The following is a 16,960-nucleotide window of genomic DNA, read 5'->3' as shown; positions in this document are numbered from 1 at the left end:
TTGAGAGAATTGATTGTAGATGATATAAAGTAAAATATTGCTATTAGTGATAATAATATTTCCAAAGTTATATAAAAATACTTTTCTATAACTTTCAGATTGTAATATCTAAGAATATGAAGAAAGCAGACACCGAATAATAGATTGAGATAAAGTAATCCGCCACTATCTTTCAGATTAGTAACTAAATTTCCGACAATATTTATAATAATTGATAGTTTTAATAGCGCTAAAAACATTTCATTTTTAGTCCAGTTTTTATCGTGTACCAAATGTCCACCTACTTATTTTATAATAAATTCATATATAGCATCTGTAGTCTTTAGACCTACTATTTTATCTATGGTCTTTCCTTTTGAAAGTTTAATGACTGTTGGCACTGTATCCACGTCTAAGTTAGCTGAAAAATTACTTAGTGTGTCTGAGTTGTCTTTTCGAGCTTCATCAGTATTGTAATAATAAATAGAGGTTTTATTTTTTGCTAGTATTTCTCTTAATAAAGGTTCAAATTCTTGACACTGAGGACAAGTGGGCCTACCAAAATAGATAATAGCATCCTCCTTCTTGTCTACCATTGCCTGCAATTGAGAATTACTGATTAGAGTTAATGTATTTTTAGGTTCTAATGGCTTTGAATAAAAGAAGAACCCAATTAGTATTAAAAGGATGCTCATAATTGAATAGATAGTAAATTTCTTGTTTACAATGCCTTTCATTTGTAAGTCCTCGATCAAAATAAATTTTTTTATAATTTAAAACAGCCGATAACACCTGTAATTGATGCACCACCTAAAGCAACAAAACCTGTTACACAAGCAACACATACTGGAACTACTGATAAGCAAGCAGCTGCACAGACTGGAGCAAGAATATTTGCGATTGTGCGACTAATATTTAAAACAATCATTAGACAAGCAACTTTCTCTACTAAACCTCTTGTTTGCTGTAATTGCCTTGCTTCTTTTTGAACATCTTGAAGTTCTTGCTGTAAGTCTTCATTACTAACAAATTTTTCTTCAAGAATTTGATGATTTGTTTGAGTCCCATTAGAATACAAATTGATTTCAAAGGTATCTTTTACTGATTTGGAAATAAGAGTTTCTTGATAACCTTTTAAATTTTTATTCATGTCGTATACAGCAGTGACATTACTAAAGAAATTGAGATTACTGTCAACTATTGGTACAGTGATTGTATAGTAATCTTCTGTTCCAGTTTCGCCAGAAACTTGCAAGACAGTCACGTTAGTGAAATCCAGCATAAAATTGTTTGCGTGTAATGAAAATGTATTCCCTAGATTAGCTTTAAACGCATTAGTAATACTAGATTTTTCATTATCACTTACACCTTTTGCTGTATCGGACAACGTTACCATGCTTTTAACAATTTTAGTTGCCTCATTTGAATTCATGCCAGTGATATTGATTGGATTTTTGGCAAAGTAATCGTTAATTGTAGTCTCAGTGCTATTGGTACTCTGATTTGTCGAAATAGTGATATCTGAAGCATTAGTAATTTCTACTGCAGCTGGTAAAAAGAATGTTCCTATAATTATGAGCGATACCATTCCTGTTAATAATTTTGTTTTAATTTTTTTCTTTATCATGAGTTTTATCCACCATTCTTTGGACTTCTTTTTCTTCTGAAAAGGTTGTATTCTACTTTTCATAATAATCTAAATCACATAATCTAAAAATTTCACTTTTATTAATTCAACATAATCAACCTATATCGATCACTCCCAACAATTCTCCTTAAACTTTGAGCTTATTTAACCTCCAATCAACCAAAGTATACGCCTTCATTTTGATTTTATTTTGTACCTCATATTATTCTCCTTTCCCTTTTTTTCTACAAATACATACTATATTAAAAAAATGGTATAATTTATCATGTGGCTCAAAGTCACATAGTTAGAAAATTTAGAGAAAGTGAGAAGAAAATCATGATTTGGAATTATGGAAGTGTATATAGAATGATAAGAAAATCTAAAGGTATCTCACAAAATAATATATGCAATGGAAATCTAGAACGTTCAACCCTCTCTAAGTTTGAGAGCAAGAATAGAGTATCGTCATTCGATACAATGCAGTATCTATTAGAACAAGTCAATGTATCGTTTAATGAATTTGAATATATTTGTAATGAATATAATAATAGTGAAAGACAAGAAATATTAGTTGATTTTTATTCCTTGGTATCTAATGCGCAACGAAGTAAGATAGATATGTTAATTAAACGATGTGAAAGATATTTAAAAAATAATAATGATTATAAAATTAACGAGATAAATCATATTTTACATATTTTTATAGAACTAAATGAACTAAATAAATTAAATTTTTCAGACATAAGTATGAAATTGGCAACTATTGTATGGGATAGGATTTCTTTGATTGATACTTGGACATACGATGATATCAGGACCATCAATTTTATTTTTTACTTTTTACCTTTAGAAACAATCAAAAGCATTGTTCCAAAAATGTTACGAAGTTTAGAGAAGTATAATAAATTAAATGAAATATCAATTCTACGTTTGTCAATATTAACTAATTTTTCAACAATATTTTTAGAGAACGCTATGTATACTGAATGCAAAAATATACTAGATTATGCACATAGTTTTGCTGAAAATGCGAAAAGATATGATTACCTTGGGGTTATTATGGTTAGAAAATCTATCTGTGAACAAAAGTCGGAAGAAGTGACTAAGTGGCTAGAATTTTTATCTATGGCGAGTGAAGAAGCTATTGTTACCGAATTGAAAAAAGAGATCAGCCGACATTTAGTAGGGAATTCTTCTAAATAAGGTTAGCTGAAATAAATCTAGCCTACAGGATAATTTTTTTGTGATTAAATATGACTAAGTAACGTGATTTTAAAACAATGAGAATCATAAACTAATTTATCTGTATTCGGTGAGGAGAATATAGGGATCTTAAAGCATGTAGTCAAATACAGATCAATTGAAAAAAAACAGAAACTTCCCAAACGTTTTCTTATTGGAGAAGTTTCTGTTTTTTTATAAATATGCTCTCTTATGCCCATTTGAGATCGCCGATAAAGTTGATATTCAGCCATAAAGAATAGTCAGAGAAACCTTCAGTTACTTTGTGGTTGAGTTTATCTCTTAGATGATCTTGCGCGCGGATACTATCTAATTCACTGTCGGGTAAAATCACGATATCTAGTTCAAGAATGACTTGATCCCCGACTTTTGCGATTCGTAAGACATAGGTTTCGATGGCGATATTTTGCAAGAGCTTATCAACTACAAACAATATTTTTTCGCGTAATTCATATTTTGGGGGTGCATAAGTAAGTTCTAATGTGGCATTTTTGATTTCAGTCACCGATAGATAAATATAGAAAATAGTGATTCCAATGGAAATCACAGGGTCGATCAGTTGGGCGATTGCAATGTAAGATGTTTTTGCGAGCAACCCAGAGGCAATGATGGAAACCACTACCCCTAAACTAAACAGAAACCCGAAACGCCATTGTTCCAGCTCCACCTTATAAAAGGAATGATTGATCGGATTTTTTTTCAAATAAAGATAAAAGACAAAACAAAAGAGTGTCCCAAACAAAGAAAAAGGCAAACCAATCGCTAAATCAACGTAGGTATCTGCATAAAGCAAACTGAAAAAAGACTCAATCAGGCCATAGGAAGAAATCAATAGGATGACACTGTATTGGATAAAAACAACCAAGGGCATCAGTGATTCCTTTCCAAATGGAAAACGTTCAAAATCTTGTGTCTGGATAAACTTAGCAATATATAATGCGATCAGAGACATCAGCGCACCGACCATCGTATAGACACCATCAAGCAAGAGGACATTGTAATTGATCATCAATCCTGTAAGTAGCGCTAAAAGACCATAAACGGTTCCTGCAATGATGGAGGCGGTTAATAATTTTTTTATTTTTTGCGTATTTTTCATATAACTAAAACCCTTTCTGGAATAGATGCTTTTTTGAGAATCATACTGATTATAATAAAAGATGCGAATAAATACTTGCGGTTAGAGTCGTTCTAAGCCTTATACTTTACTCATCTTATCAAAGGAGGAGCGTTGTACAAGTAAAAAATCAAAACTAGAGGTGGAAATAGATTGAAAAAAAACGTATTGATCCTTGGTGCATCAGCACCAATTGCTAAATATAGCTATGAATTTTTAAAAAATGATCCTACTGTGAATGTCACTTTATTTTTGAGAAATCCGGATAAAGTCTTTGATAAGGAGCGAAGTATCATTGGTGATGCGATGAATCTAGATGATTTGGTTCATGCAATGAAAGGCATTGATATCGTTTATTCTTGCTTAGGTCCTTACAATATGGTGCCTTTAGCTAAACATGTGATCGAGGCGATGAACCAGAATAAGATCAAACGCGTATATTGGATGGCAACACTTGGGATCTACGGTGAAGTTGACTTCAATGACGAAGAAGCAGTTGCAGAGTTGGGCGACTATCGCGATCCTGATACTTATTTAGGGGACCAGCGTATTGCAGCAGATTTGATTGAGAACAGTCATCTAGACTTTACCATCATCCGTCCTAATTGGTTAACCGATAAAGAGATTGTTGAGGATATTCGTATCGAGAATAGAAACGGAAAAAGTTACATTGGTGAAATCAGCCGACAAACTGTAGGGAAATACCTAGCAACTTTGATCAACGAGCCAACTACTCATATGTATGACTCTATTGCATTAACAGCAAAGGAAAAAATACACGAGTAAAAAATAATTGAGGTTTGACAGAAATTTTCAGCTTTGAAATAAGGCAGGACCCCCAGAAAGCATTCTTTGATTTTCTGGGGATTCTGTCTTACTATTTTTTGTGATGATCGAAAGGAAAGTAGTTAAGACAAACGTAAGATTCACTTTTGTCTGTCACCATACAAACAAATCAACGGGAAGAATTAACGAAACCACTTCGAAAATAAGGCAACAGCTACAAAAATTGGAAGAGCAATTTTTATAGCTATCGCCTTATTTCATGAGGCTAAACGCTTCGGTGCAATATCGGATCGCTGATTCTTTGATGGCGACTATCCAGCCTGAGTGGGAAGCGTGTTGGCACAGTCCAATTGATTGAACATTTTATAAAGATTGTCAAAACTTGTTTCGATCATATTAGATACTGCTTCGTCGGTGTTCGAACCAATATGTGGAGTAATGATCACTCGCGGATACATATCGATCAGCGCCTTAGCTGTTGCATCGATCAATAAGGGATCTTCATCAAAATTTTTGTTGAAAATCAGCGCTTCATTAGGCAAGACATCTGTACCAAATCCAGATAGTTTTTTGCTTGTCAACGCATCAAGGATTGCTTGATTATCCTGTAACTCTCCTCTAGCAGTGTTGATCAAAATCGCATCATCCTTCATTTTTTCGATAAAATCTTCATTAATGAAACGTTCATTTTTACCGGGGATGTAAGGAATATGGATACTGACGATATCACTTTCTGCCAGTAAGTCATCAAGCGACTTAAATTCGATGAATGCTTTTGCTTCTTCACTTGGATATAGATCATTACCAATCACCGTTGCGCCTAATCCTTTGAAAAGTTTTGCTTCTGTTAGTCCGATGTTCCCCACGCCAACGATTCCAACTGTACAGTTTCGGACTTCTTTACTGAACATAAAGCGATCAATCGTAAAATTATAAGCAGCTGTTTTATTCGTTGTATGAGTTGTTCTACGTAAAAGCATCATTGCTAAAGTAACAGATAATTCAGCGATTGCATTTGGTGAATAAAATGGTACATACGCGACTTGCATTCCATGATCGTGAGCTGCTATTAAATCAATATGATTTGTCCCCACTGTACGCGTGAGGAGGAACCTGATCCCGAATTGGGCAAAGCGTTCGATATTCATGCGATTTGCTAAACAATTTCCTCGAACGATGATGGCATCCATTCCTTTTGCTTCTGCGTAATTTGTCTCATTTAATAAATCTTCTACTAGTTTCAAGTTGAATCCGTGGACATTCAACTGCTGAAAGAGAGATCTTTCAGCAGGGCGAACACCATAACATACAACATTTAAATTTTTCATAGTATAGTTTCCTTTCGTTAATTAATTATATAATGTGGGTTAATTTCCAATCAAGTTTAAGACGATGATCCAGATAGGGATTAAGACGATCGAGAAGAGTGTAGAAAGTAAAGAGGCATTAGAGGCAAGTACTGCTTCTTTTTCAAAATTGATGGCATAAGCAACCGCAACTGTTGCAGCTGGAGTAGCCATCATAATGATCATCGTACTTAGACCAACTGAATTCACTGGTAAAATATTCATTGCGTTCAACAGTAAAATTGAAAGTAAAATCACAAGTGGGAAGACAATGACTTTGATGAATGAATAGTACCAAGAGGTGTGACTGCTGAGGGTTTTTCCGAATGGCAGATCGCCTAATGTGATCCCGATTGCCAACCAAGCGAGTGGGGAGGCTAAACTAGAGAGGAACGTCAAAGGTTTAAATAGCCATGGCAACGTCTGATCGATTCTTAAAAAAGCAACAGATTCAGAACTAGACTGAGCAATTTGAGGTAAGCTATCTTGGAAGAGCCAAATAAATAATCCGATAAACGTTGCCAATACGATTGGGTTCAAGATCATTTCTCTAATATTCTTGCGTGCCATTTTCAATCTGCTCATCTTTAGATAAGCATAAGAGTATAAAAAGATACGATAACCAATGTTAAAAATCGATGCGTACAAAATCCCTTCTGCGCCAAAAACTGCACCGACGACAGGAATACCGAAGAATGTTGTTGACCCGAAAATAGAGAGTACACGCAATGTGTCTTCTTTATTTGGTGCATATCTAAAAAAGAAGAATTTACTTAGAAAAATCAAGAAAACGTGGACTAAGATTCCGAGAATCAAAATGTTGATTCCTTGATTCAATACTTCATCATTCAATTCCTGCATAAACGAATTAAAAGCTAATGCAGGAATTGCGACAGTTAAGACGACCTTAGACAAAGTCTTTCCGACATCTGATGAGAAAACCTCACGCTTTCTTAAAAAGTAACCTAATAATATAATAAACAGTGTGGAAGTGATCGCACTGATAATTTCCATGTTGATGACATTGCTTAATGTTTCTGATAGTGACATTTAAATTTTCCTCCTCAATTCTTGTGAATGTTTTAATTTGTTTATTTAATCAGCTGTGCATGTGTACCACTCCTCCTCAATTACATCCTAGAGGTTAGAATCGTTATAAGGTCAATATGCTTTACAAATAAAATCACAAAAGTATTTTTTCTTCTATATAAGTGATTTTTTTACTTTTTTAATGTAAGCGATTTTATTAAAAGAATAAAAAAAAGATTGACCTTAGAGTTGTTCTACCCTTTAGTCTTAACATGTAAACAGGAAAGCAGATAAAGGAGAGAATAATATGAACAATCGCAAGAAAAAGTATTTTTGGCATCCGATGACGGATACTCGAGCAAGTGAAGAAGAAACAATCGTTATCGAACGTGGAGATGGGAATTTTATCTATGATGATACGGGGAGAAAATTACTCGATGGTGTTGGTGGATTATGGTGTATGAACGTTGGTCATAATCGCCCTGAAATGAACCGAGCAATTGCTGATCAAATGGAAAAATTATCTTACTATCAATTGTTTACGAATATTGCCCATCCCAAGGCATATGACTTGGCAGAAAAAATCATTCAAATGACGCAAGAAGAAGAGATGGCGAAAGTATTCTTTACTTCTGGAGGAAGTGATTCAGTAGATACTGCTTTAAAAATCACAAGACAATACTGGCAAGCAGTAGGTAAACCGACAAAGAAAGTATTTCTGTCATTGGAAAAAGCCTATCATGGGATGCATTATGGTGGAACGTCGATAGGTGGCAACCCAATCTATCGGGAATTTATTGGTCCAGGTTTACAAGATTGTGTACGTGTCTCTTCCCCGCATTTGAAGAAAAATAATTGGAATTGCCAAGATCCAGAAGAATTGACAAAACACTGTATCGCTGAACTAGTTGAAACGATTGAACAGATTGGCGCAGATCATATTGCTGCATTTATTGCTGAACCGATCCAAGGTGCTGGCGGTATCATCGTTCCACCAACTTCTTATTGGCCAGCTTTAAGGGAGGTTTGTGATACTTATGATATTTTATTGATTGCAGATGAAGTGGTGACAGGTTTTGGCCGTTCAGGACATCTTTTTGGTAGTCGTGGCTGGGGCATCAAACCAGATGCTATGGTTCTAGCGAAAGGATTATCTTCTGGGTATGTTCCACTAGGGGCTACTGTTTTTAACAAACGCATCGTTGAAGGCATCGAATCAGCGACCAATGGAGCTAATGTCATTATCCATGGGCATACTTACGGTGGACATCCGCTCGGCTGTGTGGCAGCATTAGAAGCTTTACGTATTGTGGAAGAAGAAAATTTAGTTGAAAATGCCCGTGAAGTCGGTGCATATTTATTGGAACGTCTAAAAGGACTTGAAGGAACATATGACTGCATTAGTGATGTTCGTGGAAAAGGCTTGATGATCGCTATCGATTTTGAGAATACAGGGAAATATGATGTGGAACAAACAGCAAAGAATGTACAAGCCGTGGCTGATTATGCCATCAATGCAGGCGTCTTGCTACGTGATGAATTACAAACGATTATCATTTCACCATCGTTGACCTTTTCAAAGGAAAACGCAGATCAACTATTCGATGCGATTCATATGGGCTTTGAGAAGTGGCAAAAGCAACAATAATTCAAAGGAGGATATAATATGACAATCATTGGTGTACCAAAAGAAATCAAAAATTCAGAGAAACGTGTAGGCGTGACACCCGCAGGAGTCAAAGAGTTAGTAACAGCAGGTCATATCGTTTATGTAGAAGAACGTGCAGGGGAAGGATCAGGCTTTACAGATAGTCAATACCGTGAAGCTGGCGCTCAGATCAAAGCTGATCCAGAGACAGTCTGGTCGGCAGAAATCGTCGTGAAAGTCAAAGAACCACTAGCATCAGAATATCAATACTTTAGAAACGATTTGATTTTGTTTACGTACTTGCATCTAGCCGCAAATCTTGAATTGACTGAAGCATTGATCAAGTCTGGAACAACAGCGATTGCCTATGAAATGGTTACGAAAAACGGAGCATTCCCATTACTCGCACCAATGAGTGAAGTCGCTGGCCGTTTAGGCGGTCTATTGGGTGCGGAGATTTTAGCGAAGCAAAGTGGAAAATTGATTTCAGGTGTAACAGGTGTTTTACCGGTTCAGGCAACTATTTTAGGTGGTGGGATCGCCGGAGTGAGTGCGGCACATTACTTGCACGGATTAGGAGCAGATGTGACGATCTTAGATATCAATGTCGACCGCTTACGTGAATTGTCAGAGATGTTTAATGGACAAGTAAAAACCCTCTACTCAAGCCCAGCGAATATTGAGAAAATGGCATTGACTAGTGATATCGTGATTGGTTCAGTCTTATTACCAGGTAAAAAAGCCCCACATCTTATCACAGAAGAATTAGTGAAGCAGATGAAAGAAGGAACGATCTTGGTGGATATTGCGATTGACCAAGGCGGCTGTTTTGAAACGAGCCAGCCAACCACCCATGAAGAACCGACTTTCGTTAAACATGGAGTGATCCACTACTCGGTTGCGAATATGCCAGGTTTAGTTCCTCAAACGTCTACGTTAGCTTTAACGAATGTCACGATGAGATATATCAAGGGCTTAGCCTCCCAATCACTGACAGAAGTCATCCAAACGTATCCAGAGATCCTACCAGGAATCGGTACCTATAAAGGAAAACTGACCTGTCCTGAAGTGGGGGAAGTCTTTGAGCGAACCGTTGACGATATTCGTGAGCTCGTTTAAAAATTTTCTAAAAAGTGAGGGAAATACAATGACTAAAAAAATTCGTATGGTCCAAGTCGGCTGTGGAAAAATGTCGAAAGAGATTATCAAATATGCCATGGCAAAAGATATTGAAATCGTTGGAGCTGTAGACAATCGTCCAGAGGCGATCGGTCAGGATCTGGGGCTATATTTAGGATATGACCAAGCTTTAGGAGTGAAAATCTCTAACGATCCCCATGAAGTATTTCAAAACTGTGATGCCGATGTGGCATTAGTCACGATAGCTAGTTATATCAAAGATTTCATGCCAAGTTTAGAGATACCCTTGACCTATGGAGTCAATGTTTTAACAATCAGTGAAGAAGCTTTATATTCTTGGACGACTTCGGTTGCAGAAACCAATCGTTTGGATAAAATCGCAAAAGCCAACAACGTTACGATTTCAGGAACAGGAATGCAAGATATTTACTGGGTGTTGTTTCCAACGCTGCTGGCTGCTGGCATGAATGATGTACAAAAAATCAGTGGGGAAGTTAGTTATGATGTCGAACACTATGGGAAAGCGTTAGCGGAAGCGCATGGTGTGGGCTATGATCAAGTAAAATTTGACAAAGAAATTGCCAATGCAACCGATTTGCCTTCCTATTCTTGGATGACCGCAGAAGCCATCTGTGCCAAAATGGGTTGGACGATCAAACGCATTGCTCAAAAGAACGTTCCAATCGTTTTAGATAAAGATATTCCATCGAAAACAATGGAACGGCCGATCAAAGTAGGCGAAGCGATCGGCATGTCTGCCGTTGCAACGATTGAAACGGTACAAGGTCCAGTGGTGGAAGTCGGTTGTACTGGGAAAGTCTATCAGACAGGTGAAGGCGATTTATGTACTTGGTCGATCGAAGGAACGCCAAGTATGCAATTTGAAGTGACCAAACCAGATACACCAAAGCATACGTGCGCTACGTTGATTAACCGGATACCTACGGTGATCAATTCAAACGCAGGCTATGTCACGATCGATCAATTGCAACCTGTCGAATATATGACGTATCCAGCACATCTTTATTTAGATAAAAAATAGGCAGAACTAAGGTTGGTAGTTGGTTAAAGAGAAACAAAAAAAGAGCGAGGATGCAATATCCAAGCTCTTTTTTTGTTTAGTCTAAACCAATCAAGTAATCTTCATCTTTCATCGCTTCTACGTTACCTAATAGGTAGCCGTTTCCGACTTGAGAGAAGAAATCGTGGTTACTTGTACCAGTAGAGATCCCATTCATCACGATTGGGTTGACATCGTTTGCTGTATCAGGGAATAGTGGGTCCATTCCTAGATTCATCAATGCTTTATTTGCATTGTAGCGTAAGAATGTTTTGACTTCTTCCGTCCAACCGATTGGATCATATAATTCTTCTGTGTAGCGCTCTTCGTTTTCGTATAATTCATATAACAAATTATACATCCAGTCTTTCAATGTTTCTTGTTCTTCTTCAGGTAATTCGTTGTAACCTAGTTGGAATTTATAGCCAATATACGTGCCATGGACAGATTCGTCACGAATGATCAACTTGATGATCTCTGCCACGTTGGCTAATTTATTATTTCCTAAATAATAAAGTGGTGTATAGAATCCTGAGTAAAATAAGAAGGTTTCTAAAAAGACACTCGCAATTTTTTTCTCTAACGGCGTACCGTTTTTGTAGATCTCATTGATACGCTCCGCTTTTTTCTGTAGATAAGGATTGGTATTCGTCCATTCAAAGATTTCTTCGATTTCTTTTTTCGTATTCAATGTACTGAAGATCGAAGAGTAACTTTTCGCATGGACAGACTCCATAAATTGGATATTGTTCAATACCGCTTCTTCATGGGGCGTGCGGACATCTTTACGTAATTGATCCATCCCGCTTTCTGATTGGACGGTATCAAGTAAAGTCAATCCACCAAATACGTGACCAACTGTATCTTTTTCTAATTGGGAAAGCGTACGCCAGTCGTCTAAGTCATTTGACAAAGGGATACGTGTGTCTAACCAAAATTGCTCAGTTAATTTCTCCCAAGTCGATTTATCAATGATATCTTCAATTTCATTCCAGTTTATCGCTGCATAATAAGTTTCTGACATGAGAATGCTCCTTTATTAAAATCCAGTAACGGGTTCTATCACTAAGTGAAATTAGATCACACAGCTTTCACATTGGTTGCTGCCGATTTCTTCTGCATCGTCTGTAAACGTACGTACATAATAAATCGATTTGATTCCTTTGTGGAAAGCGTAGTGTCTTAGAATATTTAGATCACGTGTGGATTGTTTTGTCGTTTCTTTCCATTCGTACAAACCTTCTGGGATTTCTGAACGCATAAACAACGTCATACTCATTCCTTGATCCACATGTTTTTGTGCTGTGGCATAAATATCGATCACTTTACGCATATCCATATCATAAGCAGAAGTGTAATACGGGATTGTTTCATTTGATAAATAAGGCGCTGGGTAATAGATTTTCCCAATTTTCTTTTCTTGGCGTTCTTCGATCATACGAGTGATCGGATGGATACTTGCACTAGTATCATTGATATAAGAAATAGAACCATTAGGTGCTACAGCTAAACGATTTTGGTGATACAAACCATCTTTCATGATTGCTTGCTTCAAGTTTTCCCAGTCTTGGGCAGTCGGAATAAAGATACCATCAAACAAAGCAGCAACTCGTTCAGATTTTGGTTGGAATTCGCCAGTGACATATTTATCAAAATAAGTGCCGTCTGCATAAGCTGATTTTTCAAAATTATGGAAGACTTGTTTTCTCTCACGTGCGATATTGTTACTTTCAATAAGTGTCCAGTAATTCAACAACATGAAATAAACATTGGTAAAATCAATTGATTCTTCGGAACCATATTCCATTTGCTCTTTGGCAAAATAAGTATGAAGTCCCATGGCACCAAGTCCGATCGTATGATTCAATTTGTTCCCGTTTTGGATCGGTGGAACCACGTCAATGTCTGAAGCATCTGTGATATACGTCAATGCACGAGTCATCGTGCGGACAGAGCGACCAAAGTCAGGGCTATCCATCAAATTGACGATGTTTGTAGAACCTAAGTTACATGAGATGTCTGTCCCTAACTCTTCATATTCTTGCTTGCCATTGATGACAGAAGGTGTCTGTACTTGTAAAATCTCAGAACATAAGTTACTCATGATAATTTTACCGTCTACAGGATTTTCACGATTTGCCGTATCAATATTGATGATATACGGATAACCAGACTCTTGTTGTAATTTAGAGATTTCATTTTCTAAATCACGGGCTTTGATTTTTTGTTTACGGATATTTGGATTTGCGACTAAATTGTCATATTCCGCAGTGATATCTACGTAAGAAAATGGCACACCATATTCTTTTTCCACACTATAAGGACTGAATAGATACATTTCTTGGTTTTTACGTGCTAATTCATAGAATTTATCTGGGACGATCACACCAAGTGATAAAGTCTTCACGCGAATCTTTTCGTCTGCATTTTCTTTTTTTGCTGAAAGGAACATCATGATGTCTGGGTGGAAGACGTTTAAATAAACGACACCCGCACCTTGACGTTGTCCTAATTGGTTCGAATAACTAAAGCTATCTTCAAACAATTTCATGACTGGAACAACACCGCTAGCTGCACCTTCGTATCCTTTGATCGGCGCTCCGGCTTCACGTAAGTTAGAAAGTGTGATCCCAACACCACCACCGATTCGTGAAAGTTGTAAGGCAGAGTTGATCGAACGACCGATTGAATTCATATCATCCGTTACTTGAGTCAAGAAACAAGAAACAAGTTCACCACGACGTTTACGTCCAGCATTCAAAAATGAAGGGGTTGCTGGTTGATAACGTTGGTGGATCATTTCATCAGCTAAAGCTAAGGCTAGTTCTTCGTCGCCATTCGCAAAGTACAACGCATTGAATGCGACACGATCTTCATAAGATTCCAAGTAGGCAGAACCATCATTTGTTTTTAACGCATATTGAGAGTAGAACTTATAGGCTGCCATGAATGATTTAAATGTAAAGTTTTGTTCGAATAGGAATTGATAAAGTTTTTCAATAAATTCACTACTATATAATTGAATGAACTCTGCTTCTAAATATTGGTTGTCGATCAAATACTGGATTTTGTCGATCACTGTTGGAAACGTCATCGTATTTGGTTTGACATTTTCTTCAAAAAAAGCAGCTAAAGCTTCTTTATCTTTATTTAAAGGGATTTGCCCGTTGACTGGTCGATTGATTTCATTGTTCAGCTTAAAGTAGCTGACATCTTTTAGATTTTTAAGACTCATACATACGCCCAACCTTCTTTTTGATTTTGATGATACGTGTTTGACCACAAGATATAGTGGTGTTCATTGCTGTAAAAAAGGATTTGGGGAGGTTACGGACAATATCCGTAAGTCCATCAAATCCATGGTGGCAGAGGATCAAGTAAATCCTCGATCTATTTGACAACTGTTTGAATGATTCTTAGCTAGCTAAGTGACGTAGTTGATCTGGTCTGAAACCAATGACAGTCGCTGCGTCTGAAGTGATGACCGGAACACTTTGGAATCCTTGGTCTTTTAACCATGAGATTGCTTCAGGTTGCTCGTCGATATTTACTTCTTCAAAGTCGATTTTATTTTCAGCTAAAAAGCGTTTCACCATTTTACATTGCATACAATTATTTTTTGAAAAGATTTTTACGTTCATTATTATTTGCCTCCTTGCTCGTGTGTTTTCTCTATAATCAATAGTATAAATCTATTAGTAAAAAAGTCAATCAACAAACACTACATCTTGTGTTGTGGAAATTGTGGAATACTATGTTTTGTGGTTTTTGAAAAACAATGAAAACAAGTATCTCGTGCAGATTCGCTTGTATTAATACAGAAATGCTTGTGGAAAACTCCGTTAAAAAATATTTTTTTAACCTTTGCTTGCCAATAAATGAATGTTCGATCGAAAAATCACAAACGAAAAAGGTATGCAAAATGATGGAAAGAAGAAGAGAAATAAATGCAGATCAAAACCAGAAGAAAAAGGTATTTATACATTTTAGAGATAGAAATTTTTTCACAAAACGAAAAATGATCATGAAGTGTCTAAGGATCATCGAAAAGAGAAACCCGAATCAAAATAGCAAAAGTCAAAAGAGTACTCACTATATATAGTAGTAAGATGATAAATGTTGTAAAAATTGAACTAACAATATTTTTTTAATTTTTAATAACGATGTTATGTTTAAAAATTGGTTAATTGTCATGTTATCTGTTTTTTTATTCCTAGATTTTTGTTTAAATAGAGCCAACAGGACGTCTTGTTGATGCTTTGAAAATTCAATAAAAGGAAGCGATCCAAGATGCGTACAATGGTCAAATGGGTAGGTGTTATTTGTTTTACTTTACTAGTTTACGTTGGAGGAACAGCACAGGCAACTTCGATTCCAATCAAACCTACGATTACTGAAAAAAATCAACATGTGTTAGGTAGCAGCAACCAATTCTCAGAGTCATTCACTCGAAGTCTGACAGACGATTCAGGAATCTCCGCTGCAGAACCAGGCAGACCAGCTAAAGATTTTATTGACATATCTTCCAATAATGGCAAGATATCGAGTGAAGAATTTCAAACGATGAAAACCTACGGCATTAAAGGGGTAGTCATAAAATTGACTGAAGGAGACTCGTATAAAAATCCGCTTGCTCCTGAACAGATTGCTTCAGCCGTTGCGGCAGGCCTAAAAGTAAGTGTCTATCATTATGCGTGGTTCAATGAAGAAGCTGACACAAAAGGGGAAGCTCAGTTTTTATTGGATTATATGAAAGAGTTGAACCTGTCATCGTCAACTGTTGTTGTCAACGATAGCGAAAATCCAAAGATGAACGTGGACAAAGTGACAGATAATGCATTGGTTTTCCAAAAAGCGATCCAACAGGGAGGCTATCAAAACGTCGCCCACTATTCGAGTGCTTCTTGGTTCACCGAAAACAAATTGGATATGACACGTCTAGGAAAAGAAAATTGTTGGGTTGCACAGTGGCCCTACGATCCTTCTGATAAAAATCCTTTGCATACAGATACAGCAGCTTGGCAGTGGGCAAGTGATCTTTATTTCCCAGAATTTCCTAGCCGTCATTTTGATGTAAGTAGTGACTATTTGAAAAAATTTACAAGTTAAATGAAATTTATTTTTTAGCGCAAGAAACAAAAAGACAACCACGAAAATTTTTTGATTTTCGTGGTTGTCGCTTTATTCTCGAAGTGAGTGATACGAACTGTTTAGTTTGAGAAATCAACTGATAACTACCGGATTTCTTGTATAGAAGAAAAAAATAAAACAAGTTTACTTTTGCTTCTTTGAAGCGTCCATAGTAAGATGTTAGCTGACAAGTAGATGAAAGAGGAAGAATAAAATGAGTGAAAAAACCAAACTGGTTCGCCCACGTTATCAACAGATCGCTGTTGATTTGGCTGAACGAATCGTAGAAAATCGTTATCAAATCGGCGAGAAGATCCATGCAAGATCCACTTTAGCAAGCACGTATAACGCTTCGCCAGAGACGACTCGTAAAGCAATCAATGTTTTGGTCGATCTGGGGATCATGGAAGTTCGTCATGGCAGTGGCGCGTTTGTAGCATCTAAAGAAAAAGCAAAGGATTTCCTTTTACAATACCAAGATGTGCAATCGATCCAAGAAACAAAAGCAGAAATCATGGAAAGCGTGAAAAAACAACAAGAAGAATTGAACCATTTTTCACAACTATTGGATCAACTGGTGAGCCAAACGAAACGAATACATAAGATGAACCCACTTCTGCCTTTTGAACTTGCTTTGACAGAGGAAGCGGCTCACTTAAACCAATCCATCAGCGAATTGAATATTTGGCAAGCCACTGGTGCAACAGTGATTGCAATTTCCCACGATCAAGAACTGTTGGTCTCGCCTGGTCCATATGCTAAATTTTCAGCGGGGGATACTGTCCACTTTATTGGGAACGAGTATACGCTGCAACGAATGACAAACTTTTTTTATCCAGATGGGCAGTGAACG

Annotated in this window: 15 protein-coding genes; 7 read left to right on the top strand and 8 right to left on the bottom strand. The window is 36.7% G+C overall.

Annotated elements, in window-relative coordinates; all coding sequences use genetic code 11:
* Positions 1–284: 284 nt before the first annotated feature.
* On the bottom strand, positions 285–716 hold the full coding sequence (locus ACH0AK_RS07030; RefSeq protein WP_010734304.1) for a thioredoxin family protein: 432 nt from the start codon (positions 714–716) through the stop codon (positions 285–287).
* A 29-nt stretch (positions 717–745) separates the two neighbouring features.
* Positions 746–1,606, bottom strand: coding sequence for a hypothetical protein (locus ACH0AK_RS07025; protein ID WP_224434260.1), 861 nt, complete (start codon positions 1,604–1,606; stop codon positions 746–748).
* A gap of 339 nt (positions 1,607–1,945) precedes the next feature.
* Here ACH0AK_RS07025 and ACH0AK_RS07020 point away from each other — a divergent pair, with 339 nt between their 5' ends.
* A complete protein-coding gene (locus tag ACH0AK_RS07020) occupies positions 1,946–2,812 on the top strand; it encodes a helix-turn-helix domain-containing protein (protein WP_226076169.1) in 867 nt (288 codons plus the stop codon).
* 229 nt (positions 2,813–3,041) lie between these two features.
* Here the strand turns inward: ACH0AK_RS07020 and ACH0AK_RS07015 are convergent, their stop codons facing one another.
* Entirely contained in the window at positions 3,042–3,950 is a 909-nt protein-coding gene (locus tag ACH0AK_RS07015; protein ID WP_224434259.1) for a cation efflux transmembrane domain-containing protein, read from the bottom strand.
* A gap of 171 nt (positions 3,951–4,121) precedes the next feature.
* Here ACH0AK_RS07015 and ACH0AK_RS07010 point away from each other — a divergent pair, with 171 nt between their 5' ends.
* Positions 4,122–4,754 (top strand): NAD(P)H-binding protein, encoded by a 633-nt coding sequence (locus ACH0AK_RS07010; protein ID WP_010734310.1) that lies wholly within the window; start codon positions 4,122–4,124, stop codon positions 4,752–4,754.
* A 311-nt stretch (positions 4,755–5,065) separates the two neighbouring features.
* On the opposite strand, the gene ACH0AK_RS07005 is transcribed toward ACH0AK_RS07010, so the two are convergent.
* Positions 5,066–6,082, bottom strand: a complete 1,017-nt coding sequence (locus ACH0AK_RS07005) for an NAD(P)-dependent oxidoreductase (RefSeq protein ID WP_224434258.1) — start codon at positions 6,080–6,082, stop codon at positions 5,066–5,068.
* Positions 6,083–6,121: 39 nt separating this feature from the next.
* The gene (locus tag ACH0AK_RS07000; protein ID WP_226076166.1) at positions 6,122–7,150 is read right to left on the bottom strand and encodes an AEC family transporter; all 1,029 of its coding nucleotides are present in this window, start codon (positions 7,148–7,150) and stop codon (positions 6,122–6,124) included.
* A 286-nt stretch (positions 7,151–7,436) separates the two neighbouring features.
* On the opposite strand from ACH0AK_RS07000, the gene ACH0AK_RS06995 reads away from it, so the two are divergent.
* From ACH0AK_RS06995 to ACH0AK_RS06985, 3 genes are read left to right on the top strand one after another with little or no spacing between them, the layout of a single operon-like run.
* Positions 7,437–8,777, top strand: a complete 1,341-nt coding sequence (locus ACH0AK_RS06995) for an aminotransferase class III-fold pyridoxal phosphate-dependent enzyme (protein WP_023520330.1) — start codon at positions 7,437–7,439, stop codon at positions 8,775–8,777.
* Positions 8,778–8,795: 18 nt separating this feature from the next.
* Positions 8,796–9,896, top strand: coding sequence for an alanine dehydrogenase (gene ald, locus ACH0AK_RS06990; protein ID WP_023520329.1), 1,101 nt, complete (start codon positions 8,796–8,798; stop codon positions 9,894–9,896).
* A gap of 28 nt (positions 9,897–9,924) precedes the next feature.
* Positions 9,925–10,959, top strand: coding sequence for an NAD(P)H-dependent amine dehydrogenase family protein (locus tag ACH0AK_RS06985; RefSeq protein WP_499796808.1), 1,035 nt, complete (start codon positions 9,925–9,927; stop codon positions 10,957–10,959).
* Positions 10,960–11,035: 76 nt separating this feature from the next.
* Here the strand turns inward: ACH0AK_RS06985 and nrdF are convergent, their stop codons facing one another.
* The 3 genes from nrdF to nrdH form a co-directional block, all read right to left on the bottom strand.
* The gene (nrdF, locus tag ACH0AK_RS06980) at positions 11,036–12,001 is read right to left on the bottom strand and encodes a class 1b ribonucleoside-diphosphate reductase subunit beta (protein ID WP_010734316.1); all 966 of its coding nucleotides are present in this window, start codon (positions 11,999–12,001) and stop codon (positions 11,036–11,038) included.
* Positions 12,002–12,052: 51 nt separating this feature from the next.
* Positions 12,053–14,212 carry a class 1b ribonucleoside-diphosphate reductase subunit alpha gene (nrdE, locus tag ACH0AK_RS06975; protein WP_023520327.1) on the bottom strand — a complete coding sequence of 720 codons (2,160 nt, stop codon included), beginning with the start codon at positions 14,210–14,212 and terminating at the stop codon, positions 12,053–12,055.
* A gap of 181 nt (positions 14,213–14,393) precedes the next feature.
* Positions 14,394–14,618: a glutaredoxin-like protein NrdH gene (gene nrdH / locus ACH0AK_RS06970; RefSeq protein WP_010734318.1), complete on the bottom strand. Its 225-nt coding sequence runs from the start codon at positions 14,616–14,618 to the stop codon at positions 14,394–14,396.
* Between the two features lie 649 nt (positions 14,619–15,267).
* Here nrdH and ACH0AK_RS06965 point away from each other — a divergent pair.
* Positions 15,268–16,086 carry a GH25 family lysozyme gene (locus tag ACH0AK_RS06965; protein ID WP_023520326.1) on the top strand — a complete coding sequence of 273 codons (819 nt, stop codon included), beginning with the start codon at positions 15,268–15,270 and terminating at the stop codon, positions 16,084–16,086.
* A gap of 235 nt (positions 16,087–16,321) precedes the next feature.
* Entirely contained in the window at positions 16,322–16,957 is a 636-nt protein-coding gene (locus tag ACH0AK_RS06960) for a GntR family transcriptional regulator (protein ID WP_010734320.1), read from the top strand.
* Positions 16,958–16,960: the final 3 nt, after the last annotated feature.

Source organism: Enterococcus pernyi (assembly GCF_045371165.1).
GTDB lineage: Bacteria > Bacillota > Bacilli > Lactobacillales > Enterococcaceae > Enterococcus_B > Enterococcus_B pernyi.
The sequence above is the reverse complement of the archived record's forward strand: the minus strand, read 5'-3'. Positions and strand labels throughout refer to the sequence as shown.